Raw genomic sequence first — 23261 nt, 5'->3', positions numbered from 1 at the left:
TTTTATGGTTGCGACAGCCTGGAGGAAAACAATTACTGTTATCGCTTCTGGGATGAAAGCCACCAAACCATAGACAGCCTCCCTACAAGGTATGAATGGAAGTTCAGTGACGGAACCACGGCCAGAGGTCTGAAAGTTGAACATTGCTTTCCCGGGGCAGGTGAATACCAGGTTGAATTAAATATTGTGGATGCGCTGGTAGACACCGTTTATTACACGAAACAGGACTTCGAACTGGAAATTGTTGATGCGGTTCAACCTTTCATACATTCCAGGGATGCGGTTGTCAAAAATAATGAAGTGAAATTTGACGGTTTACAATCCAATCTGCCGGATATAAATATTGAGAGCTATTATTGGAAGTTCGGTGACGGAACCCTGGCCGAGGGTCCGGAAGTACATCATACCTATGAAAAGGAGGGAAACTACAAAGTCGTCCTGGGAGTAACCGGAATCAACGACAGCACCGGAGCAAAAGAAAAGCGCTGTGTATGGAAAGAAGTTAAAGTGTTTAAGGACCATCAGGCGCTGACCATGCATCAGACAGGGGAGGAAGGAGAAGAGCCTGCTGCCGGCGAATCGGGTAAAGCAAATGACAGAGATGATCATCGGGGGAACGAGAAAAATTTTGGACAAGTGGAGGTCAGAAGCCACATAATTACCGAAATGGCTGAAGATATAAAGGATCGGATAAGAAAAGCATTCAGCGAAACGGACACCAACCGTTTTGGCTTTACCATGAACGGAGTGGCAGAAAGTGCTTATCCGATACTGAACCGCATCATCCAAATCATGACGGAACATCCTTCTATACAACTCAAGATTGCTGCTTCTGCCGGTAATACAGAATCGTATGGCAGTAACAAAAAACTGCAGGAAAGATGGGTACAATCCGTCATAGATTACCTGGTCTCCTGCGGTATACCCAAAGGCAGGGTGTTCTCTGCCGGATACGACCCGTCAAAACCGGTAAGAGGCAATCAAGCGCAAGCCGGTAGAGAAAAAAATGAAAGAATGGAATTGATATTCATAAATCAATAATTATGGTTAACAGATTAAACCTATTGCTTTATTTTGCATCCCTGTTGTTCATTTGCCGGGCAGAGGCATCGGCTCAGGACAGCATCCCTGTAGCATTGGATGACAGATATTCCACAGGGATCAATGATACGCTCACCATATCTCCACCCGGAGTTCTCAGCAACGATTTCAATAAGGCCTTAAACGCGGTAAAAATTCATGGTCCCGAGCATGGATCGGTCGAACTCAATACAGACGGTTCCTTCACCTATATGCCTGAAACCGGTTTTATAGGACAGGACAGCTTTACCTATGAAGCAAATGATGGCAGCACGCAAAGCAATATGGCCACCGTAACCGTTTATATACACACCAAAGCCAAGGGGTATAAGAACTCAATGGATGAGAAGGTGAATGCGGTACCGGTTGCTTCCGAAGACAGCATAACCGTAAAAGAAGACAGGACACATGATGAACCGGCACCCGGTATATTAAGCAATGACAGCGATCCGGATTCTGCTCCCGAACCTTTGACCGCCGATCTGGTAAGGGATGTCAGCCACGGTTCGCTGATTCTGCATGCAGACGGTTCATTCGAATACACTCCCGAAAGAAACTTTTTCGGCAGAGATCGTTTTACTTACCGCCCTTTTGACGGGGAATATTATGGCAGTGAAACCCGCGTCCAAATTACAGTGGACAATGTCAACGATCCTCCTGTTGTCATCAATGATGTTTTATCCACATGGGTCAATACTACTGCAACCGGAAATCTCCTGGGCAACGATTACGACCCCGATGACGACCGGATCAGAATTCCTTCAGTCAAAGAGGATCTGACCCATCGGGGAGGTACGGTAACCATCGATACCGGCGGCAGTTTTACTTATAGCCCCCCGGAAGATTTCACAGGTACCGACCAATACAATTATAAAGTATCCGATACCGGATCTCCGCCTTTAAGCTCATCAGGAACCCTGTACATTTCAGTCACCGACACCATGGATCTGAACACAACGCTTATACACAATACCTGCCATGGCGAAAGTTCCGGCGGCATTGACCTGGCAGTGAACGATTATACTCCCGGCAGGCAGGCACTTTCCTTTAACGGCACCAACGATGACGTCATCATCCCGCCAGATGCTTCCCTGGATATAACCGGAAGCATTACCCTGGAAGCCTGGATCCGAATAACCGGTCGGGCAACGGATAAATGGCAGGTTATGGGTAGAGATCAGCAGTACCACCTGCGGTATGAAAAAGATGAGCTCATATTCTATACCGGAGAGACTGCACTGACCGAGCCGATCCATATTACAGATAGCGCATGGTATCATCTGGCCGCCACCTATAACAGGGATACGATGCGGTTGTATGTAAACGGTACCGAAATAGCAAAAAGAGAAAACAATACTGCAATCCAACAAGATGCCGGCCGGAATTTCTATATTGGCAGGGATAACTCAGGAGAACGGCATTTTGAAGGAATGATTGACGAAGTGAGGGTGTGGAGTGTTGCCCGCACGGGAGAACAAATCCGCAACAATATGATCAGTGAATTGACCGGCAGCGAAACCGGACTGGAAGGATACTGGAAATTTAACGAAGGAAGTGAATTTACTGCCCTCGACGCTTCTTCCAACAGCAATGACGGTTCATTGAGCTTACCCAAATGGTTCGATGAATACGATTATTCCTGGAGCGGTCCCGAAGGTTTTGCTTCGGAAGCCAAGGATATTGACAACCTGAAAGCCGGAGAATACACCGGCACAGTCAGGGCAGCCAATGGATATTCCGCGCAAACAACGGCTACCATAAGAGAACCCGACCCTTTGATGTTAACGGAAGTGGACAGTGCACACCGGAATGTATCCTCTTTCGGGAGATCAGACGGGGCATTTGAAGTAGATCCATCGGAAGGATCAGGTGATTATGAGTTCAGCATCGATTCGGGCGCCACCTGGGTGAACGACTCCGTCTTTACCGCACTGACTGCCGGTGATTATACGGTTTACCTCCGCGATACCCGCGATACATCCTGTCAGTACACGGGGTTGGGTACAATTAGCCTGACGCAGCCTTCTGTTTTCCACAATTGCGATACGCTGCAGGAAAATAATTATTGTTATCAATTTTGGGACGAAAGCTATAACGAAACGGATTCCATTCCCGTAAGATACGAGTGGTCGTTCAGTGACGGTACCCAAAGCGACGGACTTAAAGTGGAACATTGTTTCCCGGGAACGGGAACATACGAGGTTAAGCTCAATATGATAGACAACAGAACAGGCAATGTATTCTTCACCCAGCAGGAGTTTGAATTTGAGATCAAAGATGCTGTACAGCCCTTCATTCGATCCAAAGACGCTTTTATTAAAAATAAGGAAATAGAATTTGACGGGTTGGAATCCAATCTGCCTTCAGTTCAAATTGAAAATTATTACTGGAATTTTGGTGACGGAACCTCTGCAAAAGGACCAAAAGCCCAACACACTTTCAAAAAGAAAGGAAATTACAGGGTTAAACTGGGAATAACAGGAACAAACGACACCACAGGAGCAAAAGAAAATCACTGTGTATGGAAAGAAGTCAGGGTGTTTGAAGACTATCAGGCGCTGGCCATGCATCAGGAAGGAAAAGAGAAAAAAACGGATACAGTCAGTGATCCCGAAGAGGACCCGAACAATGAATTGCACACCGAATTCGATGCCTATGAAAGAAACCCGGAGGAAGAAATTTTCAGGGTGCAAGTGCTCTCATCCAGGGAAAAAATTTCTCTACAGGATTCCGTATTCGATCCTTTAAGGGATACCTATGAGATCAGTGAATATTATAACGACAGCGACAGCTTGTATAGTTACACGGTGGGACAAAGAAAATCATTGCAATCCATTTACCCGGTTTACGACAATGTGGTTGACCGGGGTTTTGAACAGGCACAGGTGAAAAGCTTTATTATGGGAGAATTACCTGAAAAAGTGGTAAATCAAATCAACAAAGCATTCAGTGAAATAGACAATGCCCAATTCGGTTTCGATGAGTACAAAATTGCGGAAAGTTCCTACCCGATACTTGATCGCATCGTCAATATTATGAAGCACAATTCAGATATTAAAATAGAAATTGCAGCCCATACCGACAACATTGGATCGTTCGGATACAACATGGAATTGTCGAGAAAGCGGGCTCAGTCAATTATGGATTATATGGTTTCAAAGGGCATCTCAAAAGACAGGTTGCGTGCAGTAGGGTATGGTCAGTCAAGACCAATAGCCGACAATCAAACTGAGGAGGGCAGACAGAAAAACAGAAGGGTGGAATTTATACTAATAAAAGAATGATCGTGTATTATGAAACAATATAAAACGACAATTATAATATTTCTTACCCTGTTTTTATGGGCTTTGGGATCAACAGATAATGTATTATTGGCCCAGGCTGCTCCTGCTGAGGATGAAAACATCCCTTATCTGGTTACTTTTGGTGGCGATGGAGACACCTCCTGGGGAGATGATGATTTCTGCCAGATATTCTTTGCAAAAATTCCGGAGTCTGTAAAAAAACCGATCTATATAAGAGTATATGATCCTGATACCGGTGGGGAACTGGATGAGAAGAAAGGAGAATTCAACACCAGCGTGGAATTCTCTATTTACGGGGGACCGGAATGCTGGACTCATGAAGATGCCAAAAACATTGATCCTGTGGGAAATTATAAAAGCGGGACTTTGCTGGATTCCAAAATTTTCAGAGATGAGGAAAAATATGATGAAGACTGGCATGTTTTTGGTCCTTTCAATCCCCGGGAAGGAGAATATGTAGAACAATTCGAGGGATATGTATTTAAAATTATCGCGGAAGGTGTGAGTGGCAACGACGGCAACTTATACCGCTACTATCTGAGTTCGGAACAGAACGAATCGAAAGAAATAGAAGGCGGGAACATGTTTACCTACGAATACACCTTCCGGATGTGGAACAATCAAAACAACGTATCCCAAATCTATCCCTATATTGACGATAAAACCACGGCCATTGAAATAAAGAATTTCGACTGGGACAATGATGGTTTCATCAGGCTTGTTTCGGTGGCCAAAAACGGGTTGCTTTGCACCGTAACCGGGGAGGACGAATGGGCAGAAGACCGGTTCCCGGTGCATGAGCGTGAAAGAAATTCATCCATGGAGCTGCAGTTTATAAAAAACCGGAACGAACTGGTTAAGAATAACAATGTGGTAGTGGTGGTTCAAAACCAGTACGGAGAGAATTTACCCTTTTATGTGGTTCCTATCGGAGGTATTCCCTCGTATCAGCCAAAAATAAGGATGGAAGTTGTTGACGAATAAAACTAAGGCCAAATGTTGTACCGCTTATTTATAATACTGCTTTTGACTATCCTTCATTATGGAAGCATACAATGTTATTCCCAGCGGTATCAGTTTAACCATTTCAGCAACAGCGAGGGGCTTACTCAACCTTTTGTCTATACGATCAATCAGGATGATCAGGGTTTTTTATGGATTGGAACCGGCGCAGGGCTTTTTCGTTTTAACGGTTTTCAATTCACCCAGTTTACCCCCAAAGATTCACTTGCGGGCAATTTCGTGACTCAAAGCCTCAAAGACCAAAACGGCAATCTTTGGTTTGGGCACATGAATGGTGGAATAACCCTTTATAATGGCAATCATTTTGTCAAGATCGATCCGGGTGAAGCTCAAAATTCCATCACCGGTATTGCGGAAGGGAATAATGGGAATATTTGGATATCAACACAACGAGAAGGAATTTTACGGATTGATCCCCAACAGAATGTTCATCGAATCTCTTCGCCATTTGAGCAGGCATACATTTCATCCATTAAGTGCCTTGAGGACGGATACATACTTATAGGCACAGATCAACATCTCTCTCTTTTCAGATTCGATCCGGACGGAAAGGGCATGGTAATGCAAAGAAAGATAAAGGATTTTTCCGGAGGCAACATAACAGCTATTATTGGTTCCGACAAGGAAGATAAATTGTTCGCCATATCCAGGGGACAAGGGATCTTTTCACTGAAAAGAAACAAAAACAGCATGCATTTTAATATAAGCAGGATAGATTCGCTGGGGGAAGAAGAATTGGGTAACATACAGGATGGAATCACCGACAGGGAAGGCAATGTTTGGGTAAGCCTTATGGGTTCAGGAGTATATAAATTTGACCCCGATAAGAGAAATGGAAAAAACTTGCATCTAACCAGTGAAAAGGGATTACCAACGAATGATGTACGGTGTCTTTTTGAAGACAGGGAAGGGAACATCTGGTTTGGTTTGTATGGAGACGGGCTGGCGCGGTTTGTTAAAGAAAAACTGCTTTTCTATTCCTATACGGAACAGTTCGAAACAAACTCATTTTATTCATTGGCCGGAGAGCAAGGCCACTTATGGACAGGTTCCAATCAAGGCATTTTACACATCAACCCGGAAAATGGCAACATATTGGATGTTTACAGCACTGCGGAAGGTCTGCCTCATGACAGGATCACTGCCTTATTTAAGCATCCCGAAGGGGATGTATGGATCGGATCCGAAAAATCGGGACTTTATAAACTAAACCCCACGTCAGGACAGATACGAAGCATCCCGCTATCTTCCAACGAGCTAGAAAATTCCATCAATTATATAACGGGAGATCAAAAAAATATATGGGTGGCCACAAAGAAGGGAATTTGCCGGATAAATCTCAAAAGCGGGAAAAAAAACTGGTACAACACCGATACAGGATTACCCTACAACAACATAAACCACCTTTACAAAGATTCAGAAAACCGGATTTTAATCGGCACGTTAAGCAATCAACTTTATGCAATAAATCAGGAGGGCCGGTTAGAAACCATTCCCATCCAAACAGCCCAGGGACTGGTGCAGATCAATTCCATTACAGAGGATAATGCCGGAAACATCTGGATCAGTACTTACGGCAACGGGATTTTCAAGGTCGGGCAAGACACTACCAAACAATTTAACAGAGAAACCGGATTGTTGTCAGATTATGGCTATAGTCTGGTCTTTGCAAATGAAAAAATATGGGTGGGGCATCATGGGGGCATCTCTGAAATTGACACCAAAACGAATACGGTAAAACGCTATGCAGGAAACTATGGGATCAAAAATTCTACGGAATTTTTTAATAATGCTGTGTATGCTGAAACAGAAAACAGCATCTGGTTTGGCACCTCGGAGGGCATTGCCAGGTTTTCAACGGCTAAAACGGGAAAGGATACGATTGCCCCTCAACTCAATATTACCGAAATATTTGTTAATAATCAGAAAATAGATGCCAGCAAGAACCTCACACTTGAACCTGGCAATTATCAACTGGAATTCAATTACATCGGTCTTCAGCTTCGCGATCCTGAATCCGTTCAATATCAATATCAGCTTAAAGGGTACACCAAAGGCTGGTCGGAATTTACTACAGAGAGACAAGCTACATTTGGCAATGTAAGACCCGGAGAATACACTTTCCGGCTCAGGGCGCTCAACATGGATGGCATATCTACAGGAAAACCTATGGAGGTGAATATACTGATAAAACAACACATCTACCAGCGTACATGGTTTTATGTAGTGCTTGGTATTGCTTTATTGGGACTGGGCTATCTGATTATTGTGATCCGGGAACGCAAACTTGTTCGTGAAAAAAGAAAGCTTGAGTCAAAAGTAAGAGAAAGAACGGAAGAGCTTCATACAACCAATGAAGAGCTTGCCTTGAGAAACAAAGACATGACCTCCAGCATGGAATATGCCAAAAGGATTCAGTTTGCCATTCTTCCCTCGCAAATCCCCTTTGACAATGTTATGGTCTTTTTCAGACCCAAAGAAATTGTCAGTGGTGATTTTTATTGGTTTACTGTCTATGAAGGCCTTCAGTATATGGCTGCAGTAGATTGCACAGGCCATGGTATACCAGGGGCTTTCATGTCATTTATCGGCCATATCTCATTAAAAAAGATCCTCATTGAACACAAAATCCAAAAACCCTCGGAAATATTGTACCATTTGAATGAGGAGGTGGCCAACACGCTTAATCAGAAAGATGATGACTCTGTTAAGGATGGAATGGATATCGGGCTTGCCTGTTACAATCCGGCAAGCGGAGAACTACAATATGCAGGAGGTTTCATTCCGCTTTGGCTGATCCGGGATAACGAACTATACGAATATAAAGCCAATCGTTTTTCTATTGGTTATTCCATAGAAGAAAATCCCGAGTTTACCAATTACAGCATAAAATTAAAAAAGGGCGATTCCATATACATGATGTCAGACGGTTTTGCCTCGCAATTCGGGGGAAAAAGGGGTAAAAAATACAAAACAAGGCACCTTAAAAACCTGATTCACTCGATACATCAATACGATATCCGGGAACAAGAAAAAATGCTTGGTGAAACACTGGACCAATGGATGGATAGCCAAGAACAGGTGGATGACATCCTCATCATAGGCAGAAATTTTTAAAGGAGCTACACGGTTTAATAAAAATTTTGGCTTTTATTCAGGGCAAATTCTTTATATTTGAATTGCTGCAATCATTTCATGCAGTAAAACAGATAAAATGTTCCATCTAAGCCATAAACAAATCATTATTACGCTGATGCTCCTCACAGGAGTAATGACTTTTACAATGGCCAGCGATACCGACAGCCTGGTTTACGAAGATCTGCAGTATGTAAAGCAAAGGATCAACCTCTTATTATCCAGGCTGGATGAAATAAACCAATCCCATACTCCCACCCTGGACAGCCTACTGGTTCTATCTAATCAATCAGTGAAGGGACTGGATTCCCTTGAAAAGAATACAAGGGCTGAGCATGATATGACCAGAGACTCGCTTGACAGGAAAGCCGTACAATTGCAGAAAAATATCAAAGCAAACAAAGAGCAGTACCGGCAGAACTCCATCCTCCATTTTCTCTTTCATGGCCTCGCCGTAGGGCTTATCATTTTCCTTATCTTTTACCTGCGGTCATTACGCCGAAAATCCCTGCAATATCTTATTTCAAGAGCAGAAAGCATGGAGGACAGACAAGACGAAATACTCCAAAAAACCAACGAGCTGGAAGAGATCAGGCAAAATCTGGAAAAAACCCAAAAACAGCAAAAGAAACTCAAAAAGAGAATGAAGAAAGGCAAAAAATAAACATCAGGTCTTTTTTATCCATTTTAAGAGCAGCCAACCCAGTACGGCACCACCTACATACCAGGGAAAGTCGAGCCAGCTAAAAGTTGACCCGATAATGGTGTGCCCAAGGAAAGAAGATCTTATAGGTTCCAGAAATGCCGGGTGCCATAATTGCATGAACTCAACCAGTGAGGTTAGCAGGAAAGCAGCAATAACGAGCAGAATTATAAAATGTTCGGGAAAAAACAGATAGAGAATAAGAGAAAGTTCTGTAACATAAAACAACCCTGCCAGCTGATTTGAGAGCCATGTAGCTTCACCGTGAGGGACAAGTTTGGCCGAAAAACCCAGGGCGGTGATAATCACTATTAACACAATTGTTTTTATCAAGGCTCTTTTTTCAGGCATAAATCTATATATCCAGTTTACCGTAAATGATCGTAATTATCGAGACACAAAAAAAAATAAGATTTTCCACAAGCGATTTCATCGTCATTTCAGATTCCAGAAAACGGGAGAATGACCTTAACTCATATCCCCTCAGTTGCTGAAGTGTTTCATATTTAGATTGATCGAGGATTTCACATTCCTTGGCCAATTGGAGGGCTTCCCGCGCAAGATTAAGCAATTCTTCTTTGGTGATTTTTTCATCCTCGGAAACAACGGCTTTATCCCGTATATCTATAAGGCGCTGGATGTTTTGACGTGTCTGATCCATAAAGTTGCAATAATGGTTAAAAGATCATGAACCCAAAAATAAAAATAATTTTCAAAATGTAAACCGGTCTTTTTCAATTTCAGCCAAAAATCTGGAGGGATAGGTAAACACTGCATCATATGAATACAACACAGCGGGAAAAGTAATGAACAATTGCTTTTTCGCCCGGCTGCAGGCCACATAAAACAGACGTCTCTCCTCCTCCATTTCTTCAATATCTTTTGCACGAATGGAGGGAAATAAGCCGTCAAGGGCATGAGGAACAATAACGGTATTCCATTCCAGTCCCTTGGCCGAATGAACGGTGGAGATGGTCATCGGGCTCTCTTCACTTTCGTCAATCAGAGGGGTGGTCTCACCCGAAAGGCTTCTCGAAGGCGGTTCCAGGGCAAAATCAGAAAGAAACCGGTCGATGGTCTCATACTTTGCGGCCAGATCGATCAACACATCAATATCCAGCAGCCGGCTCTGATAGTCGGTTTCCCTGGATTCCAATATCGGCGCATAATAATTTTTTAATATCTGAAGCCTTTCGTTGACATATAGCTTATCGTCGCCGGCGCGATTCAAAACATCCCGTAACTGCTTCAAATGAATAAAGAACTTCTTCCCCATAAATTTATCCAGCTCGATCTCCCCGGTCTTTCTTACCTCCCTTACAATCTTACCGGCAGTAACCTTTCCTATGCCCGGGAGCAACTTCAGCACCCTGTGCCAGGCCACCGAATCATGCGGATTTAATATGATCCGAAGATAGGCGATCATGTCCTTGATGTGCATCCGCTCATTGAATTTGAAGCCCCCAACCACTACATAAGGGATGCCACGCTTGTTGAGCTCCGTCTGGATGTAACGGTTGTGCCAGTCGGCGCGGTTTAATACCGCAATCTCGTTGAGGGGCACATTCTGTTCGCGCAGTTCCAATACTTTGGATACAATAAATTCCGCTTCCTCCTCTGCATCATAAAACCGTTTCACCGTCGGCAGACTATACGACTCAATATCCGAATACAATTTTTTCTTATATCCGATAAGGGAATGGTCTATGATGTTATTTGTGAACTCCAGAATCTTCTTGCTGCTGCGGTAGTTCTTCTCGATCTTCACTACCCGGCAGTCGGGAAAATTCTGAGGAAACCTGAGTATGTTTTCATAGTTTGCACCACGAAAAGCATAGATACTTTGGGAATCGTCACCTACCACCATCAGGTTCCGGTGTTTCCCGGCCAGGAAATCCACAATTTCTTTCTGAACCACGTTGGTATCCTGAAATTCATCCACCATGATATACTCAAAATCTTCCTGCAGCCTTTTGCGGAAATGCGGCTTGTCGCGAAGGGAATTTCTCAGGAACTCCATCAGATCATCAAAATCAAATATATTGCTCATCTCCTTGTACCGCGTGTAACCGTTGTAGATCAATTCAATATCCTGCACATAATCGGTCAGTCCCGTATAATACCTTTCCACAAAATCCCGGATGGTCATATTCCGGTTTCGGGAAGCAGATATAACCTTCTGCAGACGTTTCTTTTTTGGAAATTTCTTATCCTTCTGGTTGTATTTCAGCTCAGTTCTGATCAGATCGATGGTATCCTCACTGTCCCCGGTGTCGATAATGGTGAAGTTGTTTGGAAGATTGAGCATGCCGGCATATTTACGCAGTACATGCACCGCAAAGGAATGAAACGTCCCTCCCATCACTTTTCCTGCCCTGGTATCTTTAAGGAGTTGTTCAACCCGTGAAAGCATCTCATGTGCTGCCTTGCGGGTAAAGGTCAGGAGAAGGATTTTTCCGGGGTCCACATTGTTTTCCAGCAGATAACTCACCCGGTATACGATAACGCGGGTTTTACCACTGCCGGCACCGGCTATAACAAGCAAAGGACCCGCAGTAGTGGTAACTGCGGTTAACTGGTTCTCATTAAGCTGATCGGCATAGGATATTCTGTAATCTCCCCTGAGTAGATCTTTACTCGTATGCTCCAACCTTTGTTTTTTTCGCTCTATAGAATCGGCTATCTGTTTAAGTTCATCAATTCTGTCCCTGGTCTCTTCCGGTACTTCAATTTCCGGATAATCATCAGGAGTGAGATTGTATATTTCGGGGAGATTGGATTTGCTTTCCCCAGGGGTGACCTCAGCATCGCTTACCTCCCCCAGGAAATCCTCCAGAAGTTTCTCCCGGTCCAAATTGTTCAGGTCATCGTCCTCCTCATCATCATTCTTGCTGTTTTCATTGTTGTCATTGTTGTCATCTTTACGGGGATTATCGGATGAAGAGAAAAACAACGGACCTTCATTCTCAAAAAAGGAACGCTTTAAAAGATACCGAAAAGTTACCCAAAAAGGAAAAAAAGCTTTATTGATCAAAAACATATATAACACATTTTAAACATTCAAAGATAATACAAAAATCTAACCCGAATAATTCAAAAATTATTCCTGTCTCCGACAGCGTTCTGAGTTCTATTGTAAATATCCTTGTCTGCCATTCACTTTACATTTTTTTTAAGATTGGGAGTTCTTTATATATACGGGTTATTACCATAAATTTATTATATTTGGTTGGTATATTAACAAAAAGTCTGTCTTCATTTTTTAAAAAAGGTAAATGTCTTCAGGGATAGAAATACGATATGAAAGATACAGAGATGGCATGGCCGTGGAATTACACCGTAAATTTCCCGGATTCAATGCATTCCCTCCACACACTAAAAATCCCACCGGAAGAAGGAATTATATGCTTCGGAAAATATTGGTATTGTTTTTTGTCACCATTTTACTGCAAGGTATCTCAGGTACTTTGTTTGCACAATCAAAAAAGGTTCAGGAACACATACATGATCTTAACAATTCATCCTCGTCAGCTTCAACCCGATGGGAGGCGGCCTGGAATTTGGGACAAATAGGTGATACCAGTGCTGTCGGTCCTCTTGTTGAGACTCTGGCTGATGACAGGCGTTATGTCCGGGAAGCAGCAGTGGTGGCACTGGGAAAAATTGGTGATTCCCGGGCCATAGAGCCTCTCATTAAGACGCTTTCCGGGGATAATGATCCAAACGTCCGGGGAGCAGCGGTAGAGGCTCTGGGAAAATTTGAAAATTCCCGGGTCATAGAGTCCCTCGTTAAGACAATGGCCGGTGATGATGATTATAATGTGCGCTCAATGGCAGCCCAAACACTTGGAAAAATTGGTGATGACAGGGTTGTTGAACCCCTTATAAAAACGCTGAAGAACGATGACAATCCCCAGGTCCGGGCAGCGTCTGCCAAAGCATTGGGAAAGATCGGAAATCTTCGGGCGGTGAATCCATCCATGGATGCACTGGCCGATGAGGATGCTGATGTTCGGAGAGCAGCCTCGGGTGCATTGTTCAGGATCGGAAAGCCGGCAGTTGGCCCCCTGGTTAAGGCGCTTGCCAATGACGATCAGGGTCTCCGGGCAATAGCCGCCGGTACATTGGGACGGATTAGGGATTCCAGCACCATTGACCCCCTTATGCAAACGCTGGCCGATGAGAATCGGGATGTTCGGGCCAATGCGGCCTGGGCACTGGGAAATATAGGAAAACAGGCTGTGCCCCACCTCCTTGAAGCACTGAATCATGATGACTGGAAAGTTCGGGAAGCAGCCTCCATAGCCTTAGGAAAAGCCGGTGATATGCAAGCCATCAAACCCCTACTGAAGGCACTGGCCGACGACAACTGGCATGTGCGGAAAGCTGCCATCAGGGGACTGGCGCAGACTGAAAATACCTGGGCTGTGGAACCTCTTATTAAAGCACTGGATGATCAAAATTATGAGGTACGGGAAGCGGCGGCCGAGACATTGGGGCAAATAGGGGATTCCCGCGCCATAGAGCCTCTCATTGAAGCGTTGGTGGATTATAGTTCCGGCGAAGCGGCGGTGGAAGCATTGCAAAAGATAGGAGAACCAGCAGTGAACCCCCTCATCAACGCCCTGAACAACGATTATTTCTGGGGCCGGGAACAGGCAATCAAGGCTTTGGGAAAAATCGGCGATGCACGAGCAATCGATCCCCTCTTACAGGCGCTTGAGTATGATAACTGGCGTGTGCGGGAAGCAGCAGCCGAAGCATTGGGTTATATCGGGGACGACCGGGCCATTGACCCGCTCATTGAATTACGGAAAGATAACAAAAGTAACGTTCGGGAAGCAGCTACCAGAGCACTGGACAAAATAAGAGATAAATCAGGGCAATAGAGCTTCTTTTTAGGCGTTGAGAGTTAATATTGATTCTTTTTTCAACCATACATTATACATGAAATTAAAAGTAGGGTTAATCACCCTTTTTCTGATCACAACACTCCATGCCTTCTCCCAGGAAGGGAGTCTTTTCCTTACTCATTTCCAAAAAAATAACACCAGTAATGTTCAACACTGGTCCATTGCCCAGGATAGTCTAAACAACATGTTTTTTGCCAACCGAAAAGGCATTCTGAAATACAACGGGCAGACCCGGGATTTCATTCAGGTCCCGTTTATCCCTTATTCCATATCCTATCATTCAGGGTCAGGAAAGGTCTTTATTGGAGGTGATCAGGAAATAGGTTATCTCAACAGAGATGAGAAAGGCCTCTACCGTTACCAAAGCCTTGCTTCCGATTCTTTGTTGCCGGGTGAATTCGTCAATATTGAACAGGTAGATTCGGCAATATATTTTATAAGCGAAGAAATGATCGTCAGGGCTGACCCCAATACACTTACCATCGAAAAAAAGTGGTATGCTAAAGAAAATCAACCTTTCACGGGCCTTATCCATAATGATGAACACGTATTCATCAATCAAGGGGATGAGGGTCTTCACAGGCTTCAGGGGGATACATTATTCCCTATTGTCAGCGGATTTTGGACTGAAAATAAAGAAATTCTGTTCAGCCTTCCTTACAGCGAAGACCGTCTTCTTATCGGCACAGATGACAACCAGCTCTACCTTTTTGACGGCATGAAATTTTATAATTTCCGTCTAACAAATCAATCCTATATCGAAGAAAGCATAATGGCAGATGCCGTCAACATCTCCGATGAGCATTTTGCCCTTTCTACACTTGCCGGTGGTGTAGTGGTCATAGACAAGTCGTCAGGAGAAATCCTGTATACCATCAATTACCAAACCGGACTGCCCGGCGATGAAATAACAGCCATTGCCATGGACAGAAACCGGGGACTATGGATCAGTCACCCTTACGGGATTTCACGTGCAGCTCTTGAATTGCCTGTCAGAAAATTCAGCACCTATCCGGGTATTGAAGGCAACCTGCTCAACACCATTGAACAGGACAGCGTGTTGTATCTGGCCACAGGAGACGGATTATACCGTCTAAATAAAGAAAAGAATTACCGGGAAGATGAAATTAAAGTTCGTTTAGAAGAAGAAGTACCTGTAAATACCGAACCCGAAACCGGAGCGCAACCGGAAGATGAAGAGGAGACAAAGGAAAACCAACAGGAAGAGGAAAAGGAATCGCCAAGCGCTTTTAAAAGGTTTTTCAATAAACTCTTCGGGAAAAACAAGGAAGAGTCAAAGCAGGAACAAGACAACGAAACTAGACAAACGCCGGAGGATCAACAGGAAGCTCAAACAAAAACCCGCATATCCTATAAAAATAAAAAAATATATTCCCTTCAGTCTATCTCCCATCAATTTAAAAAGGTTGAAGGAATAGAAGGCAGGTGCGAGCAACTGGTCCCCTATGAAGGGGGGATACTGGCGGGCACCTATAACGGGTTGTACCATCTCAATGAACAGGGTGAAGTTACTCAGGTATTACGGGGCCAATATCCCCATCATATCTATCCAACAGATAAAAAGGGTGTTTTGTTAGCCACGCCTTCGGGAATAACAAAAGCAACTTTTCAGAATGGAAAATGGCAAACCACAGAATATTTGCCCCAAATCAACGGACCCGTTTATTCCCTGGCCTTTAACAACCACACCGGCACGCTTTGGGTGGGCGGAGAAGACGAGGCCCATAAAGTCGTGTTTGACCGTGAAGGTAAGGTAAGTACAATCCAAAACCATTCATTACCCGCCAAATATTCGCAAAAATATTTTGTACGCAGCGTGGAACAAGAAGTATATGCATTTATATCTTCGGGGGTTTTCCGCTATCACAGGCATACCGATACCTTTAGGGTCCACCCCCATTATCCGGTAGATTCTCTTCTGCAAACCGATTACCAATATTTGTTATCTCAACCCGGTATTTCATGGATTAAAAACCAAAACCATTGGGAAAGGCTGCGCAATACCAAAGAATGGCAGGATTCACTGTCCGTCTACCTTGAACTTTTCGACAACATCCAGAATATATCCATCAGTCCGACAAACCATTTGTGGGTTATAGCCGAAAATGAGCTATACAGGATCGACCTTAACAAGAGATACCCCAAACAGAAAGATTTCAGGGCGTTTTTTACCACTGTCCGTTCCGGCAGCGAGCGTTATCTGAAACATTCCCGGCCCGCTATCAAAAAAGAAAACACCCCGCTTACATTCAACGTGGCGGCGCCCCATTATCTTAAAAGTGGTTCCAATCAATATCAATATTATATCGAGGGATTAATGAATGAATGGTCGGAATGGTCCAACGAGCCGAAAATTCAATTTTTTGCACAAAAAGGGGATTACAGGATAAAAGCCCGGGCGCGCAATATCTGGGGTCAGATCAGTGAGACCAAAGAAATAGAATATCATGTGCCTCCCCCTTTCACGGAAACCAACTTATTTTACGGATTGGTAGCCTTAGGTTTGGTGGGTGTGATATTCATGATCATTAAGCTCAGGGAAGAAAAGCTAAAAAGAGATAAGAGAATACTGGAAGAAGCGGTCCGTAAGCGTACTTCAACCATAGAGGAACAGAAAGAGGAAATTAAAGTTCAGCGCGATGAGATCCTCAAACAAAAGGATACCATTGAGAAAAAAAACCTGGAAATTACAGGGAGCATTGAATATGCCTGGCGTATACAAAATGCCTTACTTCCCAAAAAAGACCAATTCAAACATGTTTTTTCCGATTACTTTATTCTGTTCAAACCCCAATCTATAGTAAGCGGGGATTTTTACTGGATTCGCTCCAATGAAGAAAAAGTATATCTGACTGCGGCTGATTGCACAGGTCATGGTGTTCCGGGAGCTTTCATGAGTATGCTCAGCATATCATCTCTGAATGAAATCATGAACAACCATCAGAACAGCAGAAAAAATGCAGCGGATATTCTAAACCAATTGCGGAATATGGTCAAAAACTCCCTGCATCAGACAGGCAAAAAAGACCTGACAAAAGATGGGATAGATATGGCCTTCTGTGTGGTCGACCAAAAAAATATGCAAATGGATTTTGCAGGAGCATTTAACCCGTTGTATTTGTTTCGAAACGGAGACTTTTATAAATACGAGGCTGACCGTATGCCTGTGGGAATTTACCACACAGAAAAGGAATCCTTTACAAATCACCGCATCAATATTAAGAAAGGAGATGTGCTATATATGTTCTCTGATGGTTATGTTGATCAATTCGGCGGTCAGAGAAACAAAAAATTTAAACCAAAAAAATTCATCAATCTGCTTTCGGAGATCCACCAAAAGCCTATGGAAGAGCAACACCAAATACTGAATCAAACTTTCAGGCAATGGAAAGGAGATAACTTCCAGGTAGATGACATACTTGTGATGGGAATCCGAATCTAGCCCGAATTATTCTTACCGAAGTTAGCTGTAAACAAATTTCTCATAACCTGATGATAGGTCTCGTTCCCAAAATTAAGCAATTTAACTTTTTTCACCATTATCCTGTGTTTTACGCCTCATCCTCAATCTTTCTCACCTTCTGATTTTCCGTATGCGCATCTATCATCCATGCATACCTCACACGCTCGCCGGTTTCCATGGATTCATATTCAATACCATGTTCTCCTTCTACGATGGTACATTTTCCCAGATTATAACGAAGCGACATAACCTTATCTCCTACTTTCAAGGGTTTACCGTCGTAATCAAAAATCTTCGGTTTTTTCTTTTTTTGGAATAGTCCCATAAGCCTCCATTATGAAAACAAAAAAGAAGAGGCTGTTGCCACTGGCACAGCCTCTATATTCATTAACCCATATCAAAATTTTATAGATTAAACCAGGTTTTCAACCAGGTCAATCACTCTGCATGAGTAACCCCATTCATTGTCATACCAGGAAATTACTTTAACCATCTTTCCCTCCATGACCATGGTGCTTTTTGCATCAAATATGGATGAACGTGTGTCGCCGATTATGTCGGCCGATACGATCTCATCCTCTGTATATCCCAGTATACCTTTCATATCACCTTCGGCATACTTTTTCATGGCAGCATTTACCTCTTCCGCGGTTACTTCTTTACTCAATGTTGCTGTTAAATCGACGAGCGAACCAGTTGGAGTGGGTATACGAATGGCTTTACCATCAAGCTTGCCATTGAGCTCAGGAATGACCTTGCCTACTGCGGTAGCTGCACCGGTAGTAGTTGGAATCTGCGACAGTGCAGCAGCACGGGCTCTTCTTAAGTCCTTATGGGGTGCATCCTGAAGATTCTGATCGGCCGTATAGGCGTGGATTGTTGTCATCAGTCCGTGCTCAACACCAAACTCATTATTAAGCACCCTAACAACAGGAGCCAGACAATTGGTAGTACAGGAAGCATTGGATACACATTCATCGCTATCCTGCAGATCGCTGTCGTTAACACCCAAGACAACCATACGATCTATCTGGTCCTTGGCCGGTACAGTCAGAATAACTTTCTTGGCGCCGTTCTTCAGATGATCACCGTAGCCGCCTTTTTCACTTTCTTTTTTACGAAACACACCCGTGGATTCGATTACCACATCAGGCGTATCACCCCAGGGTATCTTTTTCGGATCTTTTTCTGCACTTACTTTGATCTTTTTTCCGTTGACAACAAGATTGTCACCTTCATTCTCAACGGTTCCGTTGAACTTTCCGTAAATGGAATCATACTTCAACAGATGCGTCAAAGTCTTCGCATCCGTAATGTCGTTGATACCTACTATTTCAATATTCTTCCTTTCGGCAGCAATTCTGAATGCACTTCTGCCGATTCTTCCAAAGCCGTTGATGGCAAGTTTTATTTTAGCCATATTAACCAAATTTTTGAGGTTTAAACATCTATTTATACGCTTGTAAAAAAGCATTTCAAAAATAATGATTTATAAACAAAACATCAAACTTTATCTGCCTAATTTAACCATAAACTTGATAAGAGACTAACAATTAATTTATTATTGAATCAAAATGTATAACAGGATAAAAACATCCATTCACAAACATTTGATTACTTTTTTTTATACCCCACGCAGCGTTTTGGCATTTCGATCCGTACCGGTTAATAAACATAAAAATTAAAAACTATGAAAACGACAATTGCCTTTATATCCCTTATAATATTAACAGGACTGAATTTTTCCTGTGAAAATGAAGACGGTCCCCAACCGGACCTGAAACCAAAGCAGATTGAAGTAACTGCAGAAACCCGGCAACTGATCGATTCCGACAATAAATTTGGTTTCGAACTGATGCAAAAAATTGTGGAAAGCCAGGATGAAACAGCAAATACCATGATTTCGCCGGTGAGCGTTTCGCTGGCCCTGGCCATGACTTACAACGGGGCGGCAGGTAAAACGCAGGAAGCCATGGAAGAAACGCTCCATCTTAATGGTCTTTCAAAAGAACAGGTCAATGAATCCTACCAATCACTCATGGAGTCGTTACTGAGCGTAGATGAGAAAGTGACGATGGAGATAGCCAATTCCATCTGGTACCGGCAGGAGTTTCAGGTGGAACAGGATTTCATTGATGTCAACAAGAAATATTATGATGCCGGAGTCAGCCCTCTTGATTTCGACAGTCCTGAAGCTGTGGACATCATTAACAACTGGGTGGCCGAAAAAACCCACGACAAGATCCCGGAGATCATTGAAAGCATCGACCCGCTGGACGTCATGTACCTGATCAATGCCCTTTACTTCAATGGCAAATGGAAATACCAGTTCGACGAGGAGAAAACCACTGAGGAACCCTTCTATCTTCAGGACGGGAGCCAGATTCAGACCGACATGATGGTGACGGAGACGGATCTTCGTTATCACCGCAATGATCTTTTTCAGGCGGTTGAGCTGCCCTATGGCAGGGGTAACTACAGCATGGTTTGCTTCCTGCCTTCGCAGGATCAGCAGCCGGACGACATTTTTGCCGCCATGAATAATGAGAACTGGGACCAGTGGATGGAAAACCTGGATACAACAGGAATAGAAATGCACCTGCCGAAGTTTAAGTTCGAATACAAGAAAAAACTGAATGAAATGTTGAAACTGCTGGGCATGGAAGAGGCCTTCAATCCCGACGAATCGGATTTCAGCGGCATCAACCCGGACAGGAAAGATCTGTATATATCTGAAGTGCTTCACAAAACCTTTGTGGAGGTGGATGAAAAGGGTACAGAAGCGGCCGCGGTAACATCCGTGACGATGACCGTAACCAGCATCGGTGGCGGGGGACCTATGGTCCTGCGTTTTGACCGGCCCTTTGTGTTCGCCATACGCGAAGTGACGACGAATACGATTGTTTTTATGGGAAAACTTGAAGAACCTGCATAAATTTTCCTAGATTGAATCTGGCGTAAAGTTGGCAATTGGCAGTTGGCAATTGGCAGTTGGCAGTGGGCAAGCCCCGGAAAGGAATAGCCATTAAGTTTCTTTACAAAAGGGGTTGAAAGTTTGATTGTTTGACAGGAGTTCGACCGAAATTTAAGAGGCCAGATAGTTATTAGATGGAATTGTAGATATGCACTCAATATAGAAACAAGTGAAAAATCGTTGGAATACAGTAAATATACCAAACATAAAAAATAAAAATGGAAACCATTCATGTCATATTGGGAATCATGATTCTGCTGGCGGCAGGGTGTGAAGATCAATACAGGCTGGTATCCCTCAACAGACAGATTGAAGTGAAGTGGGGCCGGGAGTATGTTCTGGATTCCGGTCTGTCTTTTACCATCGAGGATGTGAAGGATTCAAGATGTCCCAAGGGTGCCCGATGCTTTCGGGCCGGGGAAGCGATGGTCCGGCTCAGGATAAAATCTTTCGATACGGAGCAGACTGACACAACCGAAATCATCAAACTGAACAGGCCGGGAACAGATGCCCAGACTTACAAGGAATACCGGTTTGCATTGATTGATGTGCTGCCATATCCGGATATCGAGTCAAAATATAAAAAATCGGATTATAAAGTGCTGTTAAAAATAGTATCTATAAAACCATGAAACCTACTTTTGTAATATTATTTTTCCTGCTATGTATCGGATTTGCATGTGAGGAAGACAAATTATCAAATATTGTATATCTTTAACGTTTAATGAATAAACCTCATAACGTATAAAAACATTAAGCGATCGAAAAAAGGATATTAGACGGTTGCCGTAAAGGGAAGGGCAAGTATCAGAAGATGCTTTACGAGAAGTATTATGCCTATGGAATAGGGATGTGTTACCGCTATGCCTGTAACAGCGAAGAAGCCGTCGAAATACTGAACGACAGTTTCATGAAGGTCTTTGATAATATTGAAAAGTTTGACGAAAATCAGCCGTTCAGGCCATGGTTCAGAAAAATCATCATCAACAGGGCAATTGATTATTACAGGGCCAACATGAAGCACCACAATACAGAATCGCTGGATGATGAAGAAGTGGAGATCCATGAAACGGCAACCGTTGATGAACTTGAGCTGAAAGATCTGATGGATCTGCTGAACGGGTTGCCGGAAAGGTACCGGCTTGTTTTCAACCTTTATGAAGTGGAGGGATACACCCACCAGGAGATATCGGAAAAACTGGGCATAAGTGAGAGCACATCAAGGGCGGATCTGAGCCGTGCAAAGAAAATATTGAGGAAGAAATACAGAGATTACTATCAGAAAAACTATGAACAGATCATTTGACAAAATACTGGTCAGACGTATAAGAGAAGTTTTTGACAACCATCATGAACCTGTGGATCAGGGTGCATGGAAGGACATGCAGAGGAGACTTAATGCAGGTCGCAATCTCAGGATGGTTTACATAACAAGGGCTTCCAGGATTGCAGCGGTACTTCTGGTCCTTTTCCTGGTCTTCTGGCCATTCAGCCAACAAATCAGGGATTATTTTGATAGCGGTGAAACACGTATGATACAAAATGAGCCATCATACACAGCTTCTCAAAAAAACAAGGAATCAAGCGGAGACCAAAGTAAAGGAATGGTCTTCGCTGAAGATTCCGCTGAACAGCAAGCCGATTCACAACCCCGGAAAAAATTAATGACCCGGAAGGACCGCAATGATATGATCCAACATGAAACTAAAAATATAGATGAAATTGCTAAAGAAACGAGAGGCATTTTAAGGGAAGAAGAGGATCTGAAAAAAATAAGCCCACTACAACAGCGTATGACAGTCGATCAAAACCAGCAGCCGGCACTGCTTGCCCATTCTGAATCCGAAGGGCAAAGCTCCACCTGGGACAACGTCTCACCCGATAAAAATATCCCAGAAGGAAAGGAAAGAATCAACCTGGGGGTAGCACTTTCCACCTTGTACAATTATACATCAAAAGCCACCAAAAGCGACCTGAACTTCTCCGGTGGGTTGATGTCAGAAATCGAACTTCTGCCCAACCTCAGCATGCATACGGGAGTAATTGTCTCCCGCCAGTATTTTACAACTCAGGATAATCTACCAGCCGGAAGAGATAAAGCCGTTTACAGTCATCTTTCTGCCTCCGAAGGTTCTTATTCTTCTGCCAATTTGACTTCCACTTCCAACAGGGTGGAACTGGTTGGTCTGGATGTGCCGGTTAACCTGCGGTATCGCTACAGAGACATTTCTCTGACGGCAGGCATCTCCTCCGTCACCTATATACAGGAACAATACAGCCATCGGTATTCTGCCGAATATGTGAATTATATATATGATGAGTCCAATAACCTAATGGATACTGAGAAAGTCATACGATCCCAGTCGGTAAAGGAATCCTATAATCCCCTCCACCAGGTTGATCTCGCCAATATCCTCAATCTTTCCCTGGGATATCATTTTACATTCGACCGCTCCCAACTGGTTCTGGAACCTTACATGAAACATCCCCTGGGTGATCTCACCAGCCAGGACATACGCTTTGGCGCCCGCGGCATCCGGCTGAAATTTCAGTTCTGACCCTTCACTGCTTTTGCATATTCCTTTTAACGGTTCGATCAAATTCGTTTATAACAGAATCCGGCAAAATGGCTTTCTCTTTCCAT

16 protein-coding genes are annotated in these 23261 nt (G+C 43.5%); 11 read left to right on the top strand and 5 right to left on the bottom strand.

Annotation, left to right across the window (positions count from 1 at the left end; all coding sequences use genetic code 11):
- The 5 genes from KGY70_05900 to KGY70_05880 all read left to right on the top strand — a co-directional run.
- Positions 1-1041: PKD domain-containing protein (locus tag KGY70_05900; protein MBS3774698.1), on the top strand; the 1041-nt coding region annotated here is incomplete at its 5' end.
- 2 nt (positions 1042-1043) lie between these two features.
- Positions 1044-4364, top strand: a complete 3321-nt coding sequence (locus tag KGY70_05895) for a tandem-95 repeat protein (protein ID MBS3774697.1) — start codon at positions 1044-1046, stop codon at positions 4362-4364.
- 9 nt (positions 4365-4373) lie between these two features.
- Complete coding sequence (locus KGY70_05890) at positions 4374-5369, top strand: hypothetical protein (GenBank protein ID MBS3774696.1); 996 nt, start codon at positions 4374-4376, stop codon at positions 5367-5369.
- A 42-nt stretch (positions 5370-5411) separates the two neighbouring features.
- Positions 5412-8525 (top strand): SpoIIE family protein phosphatase, encoded by a 3114-nt coding sequence (locus KGY70_05885; protein ID MBS3774695.1) that lies wholly within the window; start codon positions 5412-5414, stop codon positions 8523-8525.
- Between the two features lie 97 nt (positions 8526-8622).
- Positions 8623-9207 (top strand): hypothetical protein, encoded by a 585-nt coding sequence (locus KGY70_05880; GenBank protein MBS3774694.1) that lies wholly within the window; start codon positions 8623-8625, stop codon positions 9205-9207.
- Positions 9208-9210: 3 nt separating this feature from the next.
- Here KGY70_05880 and KGY70_05875 read toward each other — a convergent pair whose 3' ends face one another.
- The 3 genes from KGY70_05875 to KGY70_05865 are packed head-to-tail and all read right to left on the bottom strand — an operon-like array spanning position 9211 to position 12286.
- On the bottom strand, positions 9211-9579 hold the full coding sequence (locus KGY70_05875) for a DUF2809 domain-containing protein (GenBank protein MBS3774693.1): 369 nt from the start codon (positions 9577-9579) through the stop codon (positions 9211-9213).
- A gap of 22 nt (positions 9580-9601) precedes the next feature.
- A complete protein-coding gene (locus KGY70_05870) occupies positions 9602-9907 on the bottom strand; it encodes a hypothetical protein (protein MBS3774692.1) in 306 nt (101 codons plus the stop codon).
- A gap of 51 nt (positions 9908-9958) precedes the next feature.
- Positions 9959-12286 (bottom strand): ATP-dependent helicase, encoded by a 2328-nt coding sequence (locus KGY70_05865; protein ID MBS3774691.1) that lies wholly within the window; start codon positions 12284-12286, stop codon positions 9959-9961.
- A gap of 235 nt (positions 12287-12521) precedes the next feature.
- Here KGY70_05865 and KGY70_05860 point away from each other — a divergent pair, with 235 nt between their 5' ends.
- Both KGY70_05860 and KGY70_05855 read left to right on the top strand, forming a co-directional pair.
- A complete protein-coding gene (locus tag KGY70_05860) occupies positions 12522-14135 on the top strand; it encodes a HEAT repeat domain-containing protein (protein MBS3774690.1) in 1614 nt (537 codons plus the stop codon).
- Positions 14136-14193: 58 nt separating this feature from the next.
- Positions 14194-17622, top strand: a complete 3429-nt coding sequence (locus KGY70_05855; protein ID MBS3774689.1) for a SpoIIE family protein phosphatase — start codon at positions 14194-14196, stop codon at positions 17620-17622.
- A 109-nt stretch (positions 17623-17731) separates the two neighbouring features.
- Here KGY70_05855 and KGY70_05850 read toward each other — a convergent pair whose 3' ends face one another.
- Positions 17732-17968 (bottom strand): hypothetical protein, encoded by a 237-nt coding sequence (locus KGY70_05850; protein ID MBS3774688.1) that lies wholly within the window; start codon positions 17966-17968, stop codon positions 17732-17734.
- Between the two features lie 87 nt (positions 17969-18055).
- Positions 18056-19063: a type I glyceraldehyde-3-phosphate dehydrogenase gene (gene gap, locus KGY70_05845; GenBank protein MBS3774687.1), complete on the bottom strand. Its 1008-nt coding sequence runs from the start codon at positions 19061-19063 to the stop codon at positions 18056-18058.
- A gap of 270 nt (positions 19064-19333) precedes the next feature.
- Here gap and KGY70_05840 point away from each other — a divergent pair, with 270 nt between their 5' ends.
- The 4 genes from KGY70_05840 to KGY70_05825 all read left to right on the top strand — a co-directional run bounded on the left by KGY70_05840 (position 19334) and on the right by KGY70_05825 (position 23175).
- On the top strand, positions 19334-20578 hold the full coding sequence (locus KGY70_05840) for a serpin family protein (GenBank protein MBS3774686.1): 1245 nt from the start codon (positions 19334-19336) through the stop codon (positions 20576-20578).
- A 257-nt stretch (positions 20579-20835) separates the two neighbouring features.
- The gene (locus KGY70_05835; GenBank protein MBS3774685.1) at positions 20836-21249 is read left to right on the top strand and encodes a hypothetical protein; all 414 of its coding nucleotides are present in this window, start codon (positions 20836-20838) and stop codon (positions 21247-21249) included.
- A gap of 182 nt (positions 21250-21431) precedes the next feature.
- Positions 21432-21923 (top strand): sigma-70 family RNA polymerase sigma factor, encoded by a 492-nt coding sequence (locus KGY70_05830; protein ID MBS3774684.1) that lies wholly within the window; start codon positions 21432-21434, stop codon positions 21921-21923.
- A complete protein-coding gene (locus tag KGY70_05825) occupies positions 21907-23175 on the top strand; it encodes a hypothetical protein (GenBank protein MBS3774683.1) in 1269 nt (422 codons plus the stop codon). The genes KGY70_05830 and KGY70_05825 overlap by 17 nt, the downstream gene beginning before the upstream one ends.
- Positions 23176-23261: the final 86 nt, after the last annotated feature.

The sequence above is a fragment of the Bacteroidales bacterium genome, from assembly GCA_018334875.1.
Taxonomy (GTDB): Bacteria; Bacteroidota; Bacteroidia; order Bacteroidales; family UBA12077; genus JAGXLC01.
Note: the sequence above shows the minus strand (reverse complement) of the source record. Positions and strands in the feature narration are given on the sequence as shown.